General features: G+C 68.7%; 12 protein-coding genes. 7 read left to right on the top strand and 5 right to left on the bottom strand.

Features of this window, described 5'->3' with window-relative positions:
• Positions 1 to 95: 95 nt before the first annotated feature.
• Together P7V53_RS09200 and acnA are read left to right on the top strand one after the other, a co-directional pair.
• Positions 96 to 3887: a response regulator gene (locus P7V53_RS09200; RefSeq protein WP_280155186.1), complete on the top strand. Its 3792-nt coding sequence runs from the start codon at positions 96 to 98 to the stop codon at positions 3885 to 3887.
• A 95-nt stretch (positions 3888 to 3982) separates the two neighbouring features.
• Entirely contained in the window at positions 3983 to 6703 is a 2721-nt protein-coding gene (gene acnA, locus P7V53_RS09195) for an aconitate hydratase AcnA (RefSeq protein ID WP_280155185.1), read from the top strand.
• 49 nt (positions 6704 to 6752) lie between these two features.
• On the opposite strand, the gene P7V53_RS09190 is transcribed toward acnA, so the two are convergent.
• Together P7V53_RS09190 and P7V53_RS09185 are read right to left on the bottom strand one after the other, a co-directional pair.
• Positions 6753 to 7112 (bottom strand): ArsC family reductase, encoded by a 360-nt coding sequence (locus P7V53_RS09190; protein WP_280155184.1) that lies wholly within the window; start codon positions 7110 to 7112, stop codon positions 6753 to 6755.
• Positions 7109 to 7594 carry a hypothetical protein gene (locus tag P7V53_RS09185; RefSeq protein ID WP_280155183.1) on the bottom strand — a complete coding sequence of 162 codons (486 nt, stop codon included), beginning with the start codon at positions 7592 to 7594 and terminating at the stop codon, positions 7109 to 7111. Before P7V53_RS09185 ends, P7V53_RS09190 begins: the two co-directional genes overlap by 4 nt.
• A gap of 125 nt (positions 7595 to 7719) precedes the next feature.
• Between P7V53_RS09185 and P7V53_RS09180 the strand changes: the two genes are divergently transcribed.
• Genes P7V53_RS09180 through P7V53_RS09170 form a run of 3 tightly spaced genes read left to right on the top strand, consistent with a single transcriptional unit; the run spans position 7720 to position 9985 of the window.
• Positions 7720 to 8685 (top strand): MBL fold metallo-hydrolase, encoded by a 966-nt coding sequence (locus tag P7V53_RS09180; RefSeq protein ID WP_348273465.1) that lies wholly within the window; start codon positions 7720 to 7722, stop codon positions 8683 to 8685.
• A gap of 12 nt (positions 8686 to 8697) precedes the next feature.
• Positions 8698 to 9483 (top strand): SDR family NAD(P)-dependent oxidoreductase, encoded by a 786-nt coding sequence (locus tag P7V53_RS09175; RefSeq protein ID WP_280155182.1) that lies wholly within the window; start codon positions 8698 to 8700, stop codon positions 9481 to 9483.
• A 25-nt stretch (positions 9484 to 9508) separates the two neighbouring features.
• A complete protein-coding gene (locus tag P7V53_RS09170) occupies positions 9509 to 9985 on the top strand; it encodes a GFA family protein (protein ID WP_280155181.1) in 477 nt (158 codons plus the stop codon).
• A 3-nt stretch (positions 9986 to 9988) separates the two neighbouring features.
• Here the strand turns inward: P7V53_RS09170 and P7V53_RS09165 are convergent, their stop codons facing one another.
• On the bottom strand, positions 9989 to 11209 hold the full coding sequence (locus P7V53_RS09165; RefSeq protein ID WP_280155180.1) for an MFS transporter: 1221 nt from the start codon (positions 11207 to 11209) through the stop codon (positions 9989 to 9991).
• Positions 11206 to 11697 carry a MarR family winged helix-turn-helix transcriptional regulator gene (locus P7V53_RS09160; RefSeq protein ID WP_280155179.1) on the bottom strand — a complete coding sequence of 164 codons (492 nt, stop codon included), beginning with the start codon at positions 11695 to 11697 and terminating at the stop codon, positions 11206 to 11208. The genes P7V53_RS09165 and P7V53_RS09160 overlap by 4 nt, the downstream gene beginning before the upstream one ends.
• Before the next feature lie 60 nt (positions 11698 to 11757).
• Here P7V53_RS09160 and P7V53_RS09155 point away from each other — a divergent pair, with 60 nt between their 5' ends.
• On the top strand, positions 11758 to 12306 hold the full coding sequence (locus P7V53_RS09155; protein ID WP_280155178.1) for a PaaI family thioesterase: 549 nt from the start codon (positions 11758 to 11760) through the stop codon (positions 12304 to 12306).
• A 27-nt stretch (positions 12307 to 12333) separates the two neighbouring features.
• The gene (gloA, locus tag P7V53_RS09150; RefSeq protein WP_280155177.1) at positions 12334 to 12741 is read left to right on the top strand and encodes a lactoylglutathione lyase; all 408 of its coding nucleotides are present in this window, start codon (positions 12334 to 12336) and stop codon (positions 12739 to 12741) included.
• A gap of 167 nt (positions 12742 to 12908) precedes the next feature.
• Here gloA and eda read toward each other — a convergent pair whose 3' ends face one another.
• Positions 12909 to 13535 (bottom strand): bifunctional 4-hydroxy-2-oxoglutarate aldolase/2-dehydro-3-deoxy-phosphogluconate aldolase, encoded by a 627-nt coding sequence (eda, locus tag P7V53_RS09145; RefSeq protein WP_280155176.1) that lies wholly within the window; start codon positions 13533 to 13535, stop codon positions 12909 to 12911.
• Positions 13536 to 13546: the final 11 nt, after the last annotated feature.

Genomic DNA, 13546 nt, shown 5'->3' with positions numbered 1-13546 from the left:
TCGCACAGCGCGCGAAATCACGGGGTCAGCCGCTGCCTCTTTCTGATACAACGATTCGAGGGCATCGGGCAGTCGGCCCATAGGAATCACGACCCATGAATTCGCGGTTTCCGACCGCGTCGGACCGTCGTCAGCGCCTGCGCGTGCTGGGGCTGATCGCCGTCTTCTGGACGGCGCTCGTCATCGCCGCCGGCGGATGGTTCACGCAGCAGCGTGTGCGCGAACACCGGGAGCAGACCTGGTCCACCGCATCGGTGCGGCTCACCGGCGTCAGGGATGCGCTCGCGTTGACCTTCCGCCAACTTGCTGCGGTACCGAAGAACCTGTCCCACCACCCCTCGGTGGTCGAGTTCCTGTCGGTGCAGCGCCTGCCCGACACCGCTGCCGTGAGCGAACCCGAGCGGATCAGACTGCGCGATGCGCAGCTGCGCGAGCCGGCGGTGCAGGCGATGAACGCGCAGCTCGACCATGTGGTCGAGGATTTCGGCTTGCAGCTGCTGCTGCTCATCGATCGCGAAGGCAACACGGTCGCCAACGGCATTGCCGACAAGCTGGCGCAGCCGCCGGCGATCGCGGGCAATCTGCGCACGCGGGAGTACTTTGTCGAGGCGATGCATGTCGGCGAGTCGTCGCAGTTCCTGCTCGGCCGCATCAGCCGCATCCCGGGCCTGTACTTCGCCCACCGCGTCGAGCACGACGGCCGGCCGATCGGCGTTGCGGTGATCAAGCAGGACTCCGACACCTTGAACCGACTGTTCGGCAGCGAGGGCAGCATGATCTGCGTCACCGACGCGAACGGCGTGGTCGTGCTCGGCAATCGCAGCGGCACCCTGCTGCGACGCATGCCCGACCCGCGCGCGCAGACGCCGGCCGACTGGACCGCGATCTACCAGAGCGTGCCGGAGCCGCTGCCCTGGACGATGTCGCAGACGCCGGTCGGTGGGCGCAACGTGCCGAGCGTCGAATTTGGCGGCACGCGCCACCTGGCCATCTCGTCGCCGCTGGAGGACCGGCCCTTCAGCGTCTGGGTCCTGGCGCCGCTGGCGGACGAGCGCGCGCTGATCGCACCGGTGATTGCCGGCGCTGCCGCGCTGTGGCTCGTCGGCGGGCTGCTGATCTGGGCTGGCTGGCGACGCGTGGAACTGCTCGACACGGCCTTGCAGGCGCGTCGCGACCTGCTCGACATGGCCCAGGCGCTGCCGCTCACCGTCTTCCGCTACCAGGAGCCGGCGCCCGGCGCGCAGGGGCGGTTCTCGTTTCTCGGCCGGGGCGTGAGGGAGCTCTTCGGCGTCAACGACCACAAGCTCGCCGAGGATCCGACGCTGCCGTGGCGGCTGGCGGGCCAGCCGTCGCATTCCCCGCCGACCGAGCCGACCGAGTTCGCGGTGCGCCATGGCGACCACGCGGTGCGCGTCCTCGCGCACAGCACGCCGCAGCCGCAGCCCGACGGCAGCGTGGTCTACAACGGCTACTGGCTCGACATCTCCGCGCGCCGCGAAGCGGAGGTGCGATTCGCCGCGGTCTTCGAGCACGCACTCAACGGCTACCTGTTCTTCGATCGCAAGCGCGGCGTCACCCACTGCAACCCCGCCACGCTGCGCCTGTTCGGCGCGGATGCGCCCGAGCACCTCCTTGGCCGCTTCGTGTGGCTGCCCGACCTGTCCCCTCCCACCCAGCCGAATGGCCAGGGCAGTCGCGAGCGAGCCCTCGAGCTGCTGCGCCAGCACATGCGCACCGGGCAGCGCGTGCAAAGCTTCGAATGGCGCTTCTGCCGGATCGACGGCACCACCTTCGACACCGATGTGAGCGTGATCGCGCTCGAATGGGAAATCGAGCCGCAGTTCTGCGCCGTGATCCAGGACATCACCGCACGCAAGCAAACCGAAGTCGCCATGCAGCAGGCGCGCGAAGCGGCCGAGGCGGCCAGCCAGACCAAGTCGACTTTCCTCGCCAACATGTCGCACGAGCTGCGCACACCGATGAACGCCATCATCGGCATGACGCATCTGGCGCTGGAGGACGGGTTGCCGCCGCGCCAGCGCGACTACGTGGAAAAGGCGCACAGCGCGGCCGGGAACCTGCTGCAGATCCTCAACGACATCCTCGACGTCTCCAAGATCGAGGCCGGCCACATGGAGCTGGAGCGTGTCGAGTTCGAGCTCGAGTCGGTCGTCGCCGAGATGGCCGACGTGCTGGGCCTCAAGGCGGACGAGAAGGGCCTGGAGCTGCTGTTCGCCCCCGCGCCCGGCCTGCCCGTGCGCCTGGTCGGCGACCCGACCCGGCTGCGCCAGGTGCTCGTCAACCTGGGCAGCAACGCGATCAAGTTCACCGACGCGGGCGAGGTGGTGGTCGGCATGGAAGTCGACGCGCAGGACGTCGACGGCATCGAGCTCCATGGCTGGGTGCGCGACACCGGCGTCGGCATGACGCCCGATCAACTGTCGCGTCTGTTCCAGCCCTTCATGCAGGCCGACAGCTCGACCACGCGCCGCTTCGGCGGCACCGGGCTGGGCCTGGTCATCTGCCGCCAGCTCGTCGAGCGCATGGGCGGTCGCCTCTGGGTGGAAAGCGAGGCGGGCCGGGGGTCGACCTTCCACTTCAGCGCGCGCTTCGGCCGCGGCGCGCAGCGTGCGGCCCCGCGTGCCCCGACGGCCGACGAACTGCGCGGCCAGCGCGCGCTGCTGGTCGACGACAGCCCGGCGGCGCGCGAACTGCTGGGCGAGATGCTGGAGCGGCTGGGCATCGCCGTCGACCGCGCGGCCGGCGGCGCGCAGGCGCTCGAGCTCGTGGACCGCGATCCACGCGCCTACAGCTGGATCCTGCTCGACTGGAAGATGCCCGGCATGGACGGCGTCAGCTGCGCGCGCCAGATGGTCCGCGCCCATCCCGGCCTGCTGTCGTGCATCCTGCTGGTCACCGCTTTCGCGCGCGAGGATGCGTTGCGCGCCGGAAGCGACCTGCCGCTGGTCGGCGTGCTTCAGAAGCCGGTCACGCCATCCAGCCTTCACGATTGTCTGCTGCGGGCGCGCCGCACCGATGTGGCGCAGCCGATCCCAGTGCGCGCGACCTTGGGCGGGCTGCACATCAGCGACACCACGCGGGCCCGGCTGGCCGGCGCGCGCATCCTGCTCGCCGAGGACCATCCGCTGAACCAGGAGCTGGCGTGCGAACTGCTTCGCCGCGCCGGCATGGAAGTCGTCGTGGCGGAAAACGGGGAGGAGGCGCTGCACAAGCTCGCCAGCGAAGGACCGTTCGACGGGGTGCTGATGGACTGCCAGATGCCGGTGATGGATGGCTACACCGCCACGCGGCGGCTGCGTGCGGATCCGGCCTTTCGCAAGCTGCCGGTCATCGCGATGACGGCGAGCGCGCTCGCCGAGGACCGTGAACGTGCGCTCGCCAGCGGCATGAACGCCCACATTCCCAAGCCGCTCAACGTCGGCCAGATGCTGCGCACCATGGCCGACTGGATCGTCTCGCGCCGCGCCGCGCCGCAGGCCGTCGAGCCGGGCCCGGCGACCGACTGGGTGCCGGCCGAGGGCATGGGCGTCATCGACACCGCCGACGGGCTGGCCCGCTGCCTGGGCAAGACGCACCTGTACCGGCGCATCCTGCGCGGCTTTCGCGACGCCAACCTCGACTTCACCCGCGTCGTCGGCGCGGCCCTCGAAGGCGGTGCCTGGGAAGAGGCGCTGGGACGCGTGCACGATCTGAAGGGACTTGCGGGCACGATTGGTGCGAACGGCCTGCACACCGCCTCGGCGGCGCTGCAGACGGCGATCGGTGCGCACGATCGGGCGGCCGCCGACAGCTGGTTCGCTCATGTGAGCGCCGAGCTGGCGGCGGTGCTCGACGAGATCGAAAGCCTGGTGCCGCACGAGGTCTGATGCACCCCTACGCCTCGCGCGGCACGGGGCGCTGACACCATAATCCGATCCCCGCTTGCGACACTCTTCGCCACCCACGCCACGAGGTTTGCGCCATGCCGATCAATATCACCAGCCACGCGTTCGCGACGACGCTGAAGACATTCACCACCGACTCGGGCCGCCAGGGCCGCTACTTCTCGCTGCCCGAGCTGGCCCACACCCATCCGAACGTGAACCGCCTGCCGGTGTCGCTGCGCATCGTGCTGGAGAGCGTGCTGCGCAACTGCGACGGCAAGAAGGTCACCGCCGAGCATGTGGCCGAGCTGGCCGAGTGGAAGCCCGGCGCCGCGCGCACCGACGAGATCCCCTTCATCGTGGCGCGCGTGGTGCTGCAGGACTTCACCGGCGTGCCGCTGCTGGCCGACCTGGCCGCAATGCGCAACGTGGCGGCCGACATGGGCAAGAACCCCAAGACCATCGAGCCGCTGGTGCCGGTGGACCTGGTGGTCGACCACTCGGTGATGATCGATTACTTCGGCACCAAGGATGCGCTCGACCTCAACATGAAGCTCGAATTCCAGCGCAATCAGGAGCGCTACGAGTTCATGAAGTGGGGCATGCAGGCCTTCGACACCTTCGGCGTCGTGCCGCCCGGCTTCGGCATCGTGCACCAGGTGAACCTGGAGTACCTGGCGCGGGGGGTGCATCGCGGCGAGCATGACCTGTACTACCCCGATTCGCTGGTCGGCACCGACAGCCACACGACGATGATCAACGGCGTGGGCGTGGTCGCCTGGGGCGTGGGCGGCATCGAGGCCGAGGCCGGCATGCTGGGTCAGCCCGTGTACTTCCTGACGCCCGACGTCGTCGGCTTCGAACTGAGCGGCCGGCTGCGCGAGGGAGTCACGGCGACGGACCTCGTTCTCACCGTCACCGAGATCCTGCGCAAGGAAAAGGTGGTCGGCAAGTTCGTCGAGTTCTTCGGCGAAGGCACCGAAAGCCTCACCGTGCCGGACCGAGCGACCATCGCCAACATGGCGCCCGAATACGGCGCGACCATGGGCTTCTTTCCGGTCGACGACAAGACGATCGAATACTTTCGCGGAACCGGCCGCACCGCCAAGGAGATCGAGGCCTTCGAGGCCTACTTCAAGGCGCAGGGGCTGTTCGGCATTCCCAAGGCCGGCCAGATCGACTACAGCTCGGTCGTCCGGCTCGACCTGGGCACGGTCGCGCCCAGCCTGGCCGGCCCCAAGCGGCCGCAGGACCGGATCGAGATCGGCCAGGTGAAGACCCAGTTCGCCTCCTTGTTCTCCAAGCCCGCGGCGGAAAACGGGTTCAACCAGCCGGCCGAAAAGCTCGAGCAGGGCTTCTCCACCAGCGACGGCATCGCCATCCGCAACGGCGACGTGCTGATCGCGGCGATCACCTCGTGCACCAACACCTCCAACCCCAGCGTGCTGCTCGCCGCCGGCCTGCTGGCCAAGAAGGCGGTGAAGGCGGGCCTGAAGGTCAGGAAGCACATCAAGACGTCGCTGGCGCCCGGCTCGCGCATCGTCACCGAGTACCTCGAGCGCACCGAGCTGCTGCCCTACCTGGAGGAGCTGGGCTTCACCGTCGCGGCCTACGGGTGCACCACCTGCATCGGCAACGCAGGCGACCTCACGCCGGAGATCAACGAGGCGATCTACAACAACGATCTGGTGTGCGCGGCGGTGCTGTCGGGCAACCGCAACTTCGAGGCGCGCATCCACCCGAACCTCAAGGCCAACTTCCTCGCCAGCCCGCCGCTGGTGGTGGCCTACGCGATCGCCGGCACCATGCTGCGCGACCTGATGACCGAGCCGGTGGGCCGCGGCGCGAACGGCCGGGACGTTTATCTCGGCGATATCTGGCCGTCGAGCAGCGAGGTGTACGCGCTGCTCAAGCATGCGATGAATCCAAAGGTTTACAAGGCCAACTACGAGAAGGTCGGCAGCGATCCCGGCAAGCTGTGGAAGGGCATCAACGGCGTCAAGGGGCAGGTCTACACCTGGCCCAAGTCGACCTACATCGCGAAGCCGCCCTTCTTCGAGGGCTTCGCGATGACGCCGCGCGTCGGCGAGGTCGGCGTGAAGGGCGCGCGGGCGATGGCGCTGTTCGGTGACTCGATCACCACCGACCACATCTCGCCTGCCGGCTCCATCAAGGAGAGCTCGCCGGCGGGCACCTGGCTCAAGGCGCACGGCGTGCAGAAGGCCGACTTCAACTCCTACGGCTCACGGCGCGGCCACCACGAGGTGATGATGCGGGGCACCTTCGCCAACGTGCGCATCAAGAACCTGATGATTCCCCCGCTGGCGGGCGGCAGCCGCGAAGAAGGCGGTCTCACGCTGTTCCAGCCGGGCGGCGAGAAGATGCCGATCTACGACGCCGCGATGAAGTACATCGCCCAAGGCACGCCCACGGTGATCTTCGGCGGTGAGGAGTACGGCACCGGCTCGTCGCGCGACTGGGCTGCCAAGGGCACGCAGCTGCTCGGCGTGAAGGCAGTGATCGCGCGCAGCTTCGAGCGCATCCATCGCAGCAACCTCGTCGGCATGGGCGTGCTGCCGCTGCAGTTCAAGGGCAGCGACAGCTGGCAGTCGCTGGGCATCAAGGGCGACGAGCGCTTCGACATCGAGCTCGATTCGCACATCCGCCCGCAGCAGGACGCCACGCTGGTCATCACCGCCCCCGACGGCAGCCTGAAGCGCGTGACGCTGACCCTGCGCATCGACACGCCGATCGAGGTGGACTACTACAAGCACGGCGGCATCCTGCCGTTCGTGCTGAGGCAGCTGCTGGCAGGTTGAAGCGGCGCCTCCCGCGCCCCCAGGCGGGGCGCGGGAGGCAAGGCGTCAGTCACTCGCGCGTGTGCTGCTTGAACGAGTCGTGTGTAAAACCGACCGTGATGTCCCCGGACGGCCATTCGATGATGGGGCGCTTGATCAGGCTCGAATGCGCGAGCATCGCAGCCCGCGCTGCGTCGGCGTTGGTCACCGAGGCCTTGGTCGCGTCGTCGAGCTTGCGCCACGTCGTGCCCTGGCGGTTCAGTAGCGCTTCCCAGCCCAGCCGGTCGATCCACTGCTCCATCCGGTCAGGCGGAACGCCTGCCTTCTTGTAGTCGTGGAAGCTGTGCTCGATCCCGCGGTCCTCGAGCCAGGCGCGGGCGCGCTTCACCGTGTCGCAATTGGTGATGCCGTACAAGATGGGTCCGGTCATTTGCCGCTGTCGCCGAAATTGAAGTCCTCGCACAACGGATCCGGGCCGTAGCCCGTGTCCACGACCCTGCCCTGGCGGTCGATGCCCACCTGGAACCACGTGCAGAACGGCGCGTCGTACCGGTAGGACCACAGCGTTCGCTGCTGATAGGCAAGCGGTCGCGTTTCGGCCGGATGGCCCAAGGCCACCATGACCTCGTCGCCGCTCATTCCCGTGCGGATCGCTTCGAACTGCGACTCGGTCAGAACCTGCTGCCACCGCAACAGACGACCCTGCGCATCGAAGTCGAGCATGTAGGTGTGCTTGCCGAAGGGGCCGCGCGCGTATTCGACACGTTCACCGTCGGCTCTTGCATAGCGCCCTGTGGGCGGGCCCAGCGCTGCGGTGACCTCGCCCAGCGAGGTCCCGGGGCGCAGCGACTGCGGCCCATAGGAGGCGGCGCAGCCGGCCAGCAAGGCGCTCAGCGCAACGGCTGCCCCCATGGAATTGCGAGAAGAATGGAACATCGCTCGGACTCGTACTGCGGGGAAGCCGTGTGCGACCGACGACGCCGTCGAAAGTTCTGCGGCGGCGGATTCCTAGAATGGCTTCGGACTTCCCTTATCCCATGATGCCTGCTCCCGATCGATTCCTACAGCGCCACGCCGACGGCATCCACGTCATCGACACGGGCTTTCACCGGCCGCGCTTCGATGCGAGCTACCTCGTCGTCGAAGCCGGACGCGGTGCCTTCGTCGACACGGGCACCAACTATTCGGTGCCGCGCCTGCTGGAAGCGCTGGCCGTCGCCGGCCTGCGCCCGGCGCAGGTCGACTGGGTCATCGCGACGCATGTGCACCTGGATCATGCCGGCGGCGTCGGCCTGCTGATGCGGCATCTGCCCGAGGCGCGACTGCTCGTGCACCCGCGCGGCGCCAAGCACCTGATCGATCCCTCGCACCTGATGGACAGCGCGAGAGCGGTGTACGGGGACGAGGAGGTGATGCGCTCGTACGGCGAGGTGGTCGGCGTCGACGCGCAGCGTGTCGTGAGCACGCATGACGGCATGACGCTCGACTGGGTCGGGCGCAGGCTGCAGTTCCTGGACACGCCCGGCCATGCGCGCCACCACCACTGCGTCTGGGACACGAGGAGCCGCGGCTTCTTCACCGGCGACACCTTCGGACTGTCGTACCGGGAGTTCGACAGCGCGAAGGGACCCTGGCTGCTGCCGACCACCACGCCGGTTCAGTTCGAGCCCGAAGCATTGCGTGCGTCGGTGCAGCGGCTGCTCGCCTTCGACCCGCAATGGATGTACCTCACGCACTTCGGCCTGGTGGGCGACGTGCAGAGGCTGGGTCGCGATCTGCTCGAGCAGATCGACGAAATTGTCGCCCTGGGCCGCGCCGCCGCGCACGAAAACCAACGGCACACGCGGCTGAAGGAAGACCTTTCGCGCGTCTACCTGCGGCGCGTGCGCGAGCATGGCTGCCTGCTGGACGATGCCGCGGTGCTGGAGCTGCTCGAGATGGACATCGAGCTCAATGCGCAGGGCCTGGCGTGCTGGCTCGACCGGCCGCAACGACACCACTGAAGGAGACGAGGAATGGGTAGCGTGCATTTCGGCCTGCAGAGCCAGGTCGCGGTGATCACCGGTGCGAGCCAGGGCATAGGCGCGGCATGCGCCGAACGGCTGGCGGGCGATGGCGCCGCGGTGGCGCTGTGGGACGTCGACGACACACGCGGGCAGGCACTCGCCACCCGCCTGGTCGAGGACGGCGCGCGGGCGCTGTACGTGCATTGCAACGTCGCCATCAAGGCGGAGGTGGATGCGGCGGTCGCCTCCACGCTCGCGGCGTTCGGCCGCATCGATGCGCTGGTCAACAACGCCGGGATCTTCAGGGCGGCCGATTTCCTCGACATCACCGAAGCCGACTGGGATGCGGTGCTCGACGTGAACCTGAAGGGCTCGTTCCTCGTCGGACAGGCGGTCGCGCGCGAGATGGCGAGGGCCGGCGGAGGCGCCATCGTCAACATGAGCTCGGTGAACGGCGTGATGGCGATTCCGAGCATCGCAAGCTACAACGCGAGCAAGGGCGGCGTGAACCAGCTCACCCGCGTCATGGCGCTGTCCCTCGCTGACAAGAACATCCGCGTCAACGCCGTCGCGCCGGGCACCATCGCCACCGAACTGGCGAAGAACGCGGTGCTCGGCAGCGACGAGGCACGAGCGCGCATCCTCAGCCGCACGCCGATGAAGCGACTGGGCGAACCCCGCGAGATCGCCGACGTGGCCGCCTTCCTGCTGAGCAGCGCCGCGAGCTACATGACCGGCGAGATCGTCTACGTCGACGGCGGGCGGCTCACGCTCAACTACACGGTGCCCGTGTGATGCATTGAAAGAGGAGATCCTGGAAATGGCCGAACCCACTCCCCTGACCGGCGGCTGCCTGTGTGGCAGCGTGCGCTACGAAGCGACGCCCGACGACCGCGAGGGTTACTACTGCCATTGCCGCATGTGCCAGCTGGCATTCGGCAACACGCGGGTCGCCTGGTTCAACCTGCCGAAGGACAGGGTGCGCTGGCTGTCGCCGCCGACCTACTTCGCGTCGTCGAAGATCGCGCGGCGCGGTTTCTGCAACCGATGCGGCACGCCACTCTCGTTCGAGTACCACGAGTCGAAGAACATGGACATCGGCGTCGGCAGCCTGGACGATCCGTCGGCGATGCGGCCGGTCGTGCACTACTCCATCGAGACGCGGCTTGCGAACTGGCACGCCGACGATGGCCTGCCGGGAAAGCGGCTCGACGAGGTCACGACCATCGCGGACCGGTGGAAGAGTGCCTACGGCGACGACGTGCAGCCCGGCGTGCAGGCCGCCCGCAAAGACTGACGATCAGGCGGGCGCCACCCTTGGCGCCAGCCGCGCCTCGCGGATCGGCAGGTGCACCAGGGCCGCGCCGATTGCCAGCACGATGTCGGCGTACCACATCCAGTCGTAGCTGCCGGTCCATTCGAAGGCCTTGCCGCCCATGTAGGCGCCGAGGAAGCCGCCGATCTGGTGGGCCAGCATCACGATGCCGAACAGCGTCGCCATGTTCGCGGGGCCGAAGAACTTGGCCACCAGGCCTGCTGTCGGCGGCACGGTCGAGAGGTAGGTCAGACCGATCGCGGCGGCAAAGGCCAGCATCACTGCCGGGGTCTTCGGCGCCAGCATGAACACCAGCACCGCCACTGCTCGCGCGGCATACACCAGCGACAGCAGCGACTTCATGCGCCAGCGGCCGACAGCCCAGCCCATCGCGAAGCTGCCGACGATGTTGAACAGGCCGATCACCGCCAGCGACCAGGCGCCGATGTCCGGCGGCAGCTGGCAGGCCGCGACGACGCCAGGCAGATGGGTCGCGATGAAGGCGACGTGGAAGCCGCAGACGAAGAAGCCCGCACACAGCATGCGATAGCTCGGATCGCTCAAGGCGCGCGCGATCGCCGCGCGTGTGCCTTCACGCGGCGTGTTCGCCGCGCCGGCTGCTGCGTTCGACGACCCGCGCAGCACCCAGGCGGCGGGCAGCGCCAGCAACGAAAGTGCCGCAAGGGTTTGCAGCGCCGCCACCCAGCCGGCGGCCGCAGTGATGCCCTGGGCGATCGGCGCGAAGACGAACTGGCCGAAGGACCCGCCCGCGTTGACGATGCCGGTGGCGATGCCGCGCCGCTCGGGTGCGATGAGCCGCGTGGTCGCCGCCATCAGCACGGACGGCCCCGCCATGCCGGCGCCGCCGGCAGCCAGCACGCCGATCGCGAGCACCAGGCCCCAGGTGCTGTGCATGAACGGGATGAGCGCCGTGCCGACGGCCACCAGCACCACGCCCGCGAACAGCACGCGCCCGGCGCCGATGCGGTCGGCGACGATTCCGGCGAGCGGCTGCGTGAGGCCCCACCACAGCTGGCCGAAGGCGAAGGCCAGGCTGATGCTCGCAATGCCCAGTCCGGTGCTCGTGTTGAGCGTGCCCACGAACAGGCCCATCGACTGGCGCGCCCCCATCGTCAGCGCGAAGGTGCCGGCGGCGGCGATCAGCACCCAGGCGAACGCAGGCGTGGTGCGGGCGGTGGTGGTCATGGGGACTCCTCTTCACCGGCCGCGTCGAGCTCGGCCAGGCAAGCGTCGATGAGCGCGTGCAGCGCCACCACGCGTTCGGGGCCCAGGCGCGCATTGAGCGCGAGCTGGGCCTGCTTCCATGCGCGCTGGCCCTCGATGCGCTGGGCCCGGCCGGCGTCGGTGGCTTCGATCAGCCGGCTGCGGGCATCCGCGCCGGGGCCTTGCGTGAGCCAGCCTTGCGCGAGCAGCGGCTGCAGGTTGCGCGTCAGCGTGGACGCATCGAGCCGCATGCTCGCCGCGAGCTCCGAAGGCTTGAGGGGCCCCAGCAGCACGACATGCGAAAGCAGCGAGTACTGCGTGTTCTTCAGCCCCGTGGGCGCCACGTACGCGTCGTAGTGGCGGGTGACGGCCCGGCTCAGCTGCCGCAGCTTGAGGTTGGTGCACCCGCGCGGCACCGCCTCGCCGCGACCGGCTGGCGTCTGGGTCTTGGGATGGGCGCGTTGCGTCACGCAGACTATTGTATATACAATGATTGCGGATACAAGCCTCACCTCGCCGGAGACCTGCCCATGAGCGCCCTTCCCCAGCCGTCCGCCGCCGAAGCCACCCTCGCCGCCTGGCAGGCCCGCGACGCCGAGGTGCGCGCGCGCCGCCAGCACGCCGGGCTCGGCAAGCCCGAGCAGTTCGCCGGACGCACCGGCATGCAGGTCTTCGAGGCCATGCTGGCGGGCGAGATCCCATACCCGCCGATCAGCGGCACGCTCGACTTCTTCCTCGTCGAGGCCGAGCCCGGGCGCGTGCAGTTCCAGGGCAGGCCGCAGTTCGCCCACTACAACCCGCTGGGCAGCGTGCACGGCGGCTGGATCGCGACGCTGCTCGATTCGGCCGTCGCTTGCGCCGTCCACACGCTGCTGCCCGCAGGCAAGACCTACACCACGCTGGAACTGAAGGTGAACTACGTGAAGGCGCTGACCGACAAGGTGCCGCTGGTGCGCGCGATCGGTGAAATCATCTACAGCGGTGGGCGCATCGGCACCTCGCAGGGGCGGCTGGTCGGGCCGGATGGCACACTGTTCGCCCACGCCACGACGACATGCATCGTTCTCGATGCGCGCTAGCGGCAACACCCTGGGAGGCCTCGGACCATGCGACTGCTCCACACGATGCTGCGCGTCGGCAACCTGCAGCGCTCGATCGATTTCTATACCCAGGTGATGGGCATGCAGCTGCTGCGCACCACCCAGCGGCCCGAGCAGAAGTACGACCTGGCTTTCGTCGGCTACGGGCGCAACCCCGAGCACGCCGAAATCGAGCTCACCTACAACTACGGTGTCGACCGCTACGAGCCGGGCACGGCCTACGGCCACATCGCGATCGGCGTGCCCGACGTTGCGGCCGCTTGCGCGGCGGTGCGCGACAAGGCCGCGGCGCTGGGCGGCGCGATCACCCGCGAGCCGGGTCCGGTGAAGGGTGGCACCACGGTGATCGCCTTCATCACCGATCCTGACGGCTACAAGATCGAGCTGATCGAGCAGCGGCCCCAGCAGGCCTGAGCGCCTCCGGAAACAACAAGGGCGCCTGTCGGCGCCCTGTTGCGTTATCTGTTTCTCTCCCTAGCTCCGCGGCCCCTGTCCACCCGCTGTGGCCGCGATTGTGCATCCGCAGCGGGGCCGCAGGCACCCCCTAACCGCCGGGGCAGGGTTTTCCTTCGCGAACTGCGTCACGCTGAACGCAATTGCGCCGTCTCGCGCGCCAGCCGGGTGATGCGCGCCCAGTCCTTCGCCTCCACCGCATCGTGCGGGGTCAGCCACGAGCCGCCGCACACACGCACGTTGGGCAGTGCGAGGAACTGGCCTGCGGTCTGCGCCGTGATGCCGCCGGTCGGGCAGAACACCACGTCGGGAAACGGCCCGGCCAGCGCCTTCAGCATGGGAATACCGCCGGCCGCCGTGGCGGGAAAGAACTTCAGGAAGTGGTAGCCGTCGAGGTTGGCCTGCATCACCTCGCTGCCCGTCGCGACGCCGGGCAGAAGCGGCAGGCCGATGCTGCGGCAGGCGACGCCGACCTCGCTCAGGTAGCCCGGGCTCACGGCGAAGCGGCAACCGACGTCCTTGGCCGCCTGCGCGTCGGCGACATTGCGGACCGTGCCGGCGCCGACGATGGCATCGGGCACGGCTTTGGCGATCGCCTCCATCGCGCGCAGCGCCACCGGCGTGCGCAGGGTGACTTCGAGAACCTTCACGCCGCCCTCGACCAGGGCCTGTGCCATCGGCACGGCGTCGTCGAGGCGGTTGATCACGATGACCGGGATGACCGGCCCATGGCTGGCGAGTTCGAGGGTGTTCATTGTTGTCGTCG

The sequence above is a fragment of the Piscinibacter sp. XHJ-5 genome (assembly GCF_029855045.1).
GTDB lineage: Bacteria > Pseudomonadota > Gammaproteobacteria > Burkholderiales > Burkholderiaceae_C > Albitalea.
This window is presented reverse-complemented; position numbering and strand designations above follow the sequence as displayed.

Excerpts from the sequence above, each read along its gene's own strand:
- P7V53_RS09180 (WP_348273465.1), top strand. The coding sequence starts at position 7,720 with ATGATGCCTGCTCCCGATCGATTCCTACAGCGCCACGCCGACGGCATC.
- gloA (WP_280155177.1), top strand. The coding sequence starts at position 12,334 with ATGCGACTGCTCCACACGATGCTGCGCGTCGGCAACCTGCAGCGCTCG.
- P7V53_RS09200 (WP_280155186.1), top strand. The coding sequence starts at position 96 with ATGAATTCGCGGTTTCCGACCGCGTCGGACCGTCGTCAGCGCCTGCGC.
- acnA (WP_280155185.1), top strand. The coding sequence starts at position 3,983 with ATGCCGATCAATATCACCAGCCACGCGTTCGCGACGACGCTGAAGACA.
- P7V53_RS09155 (WP_280155178.1), top strand. The coding sequence starts at position 11,758 with ATGAGCGCCCTTCCCCAGCCGTCCGCCGCCGAAGCCACCCTCGCCGCC.
- eda (WP_280155176.1), bottom strand. The coding sequence starts at position 13,535 with ATGAACACCCTCGAACTCGCCAGCCATGGGCCGGTCATCCCGGTCATC.
- P7V53_RS09165 (WP_280155180.1), bottom strand. The coding sequence starts at position 11,209 with ATGACCACCACCGCCCGCACCACGCCTGCGTTCGCCTGGGTGCTGATC.
- P7V53_RS09170 (WP_280155181.1), top strand. The coding sequence starts at position 9,509 with ATGGCCGAACCCACTCCCCTGACCGGCGGCTGCCTGTGTGGCAGCGTG.
- P7V53_RS09190 (WP_280155184.1), bottom strand. The coding sequence starts at position 7,112 with ATGACCGGACCCATCTTGTACGGCATCACCAATTGCGACACGGTGAAG.
- P7V53_RS09185 (WP_280155183.1), bottom strand. The coding sequence starts at position 7,594 with ATGGGGGCAGCCGTTGCGCTGAGCGCCTTGCTGGCCGGCTGCGCCGCC.
- P7V53_RS09175 (WP_280155182.1), top strand. The coding sequence starts at position 8,698 with ATGGGTAGCGTGCATTTCGGCCTGCAGAGCCAGGTCGCGGTGATCACC.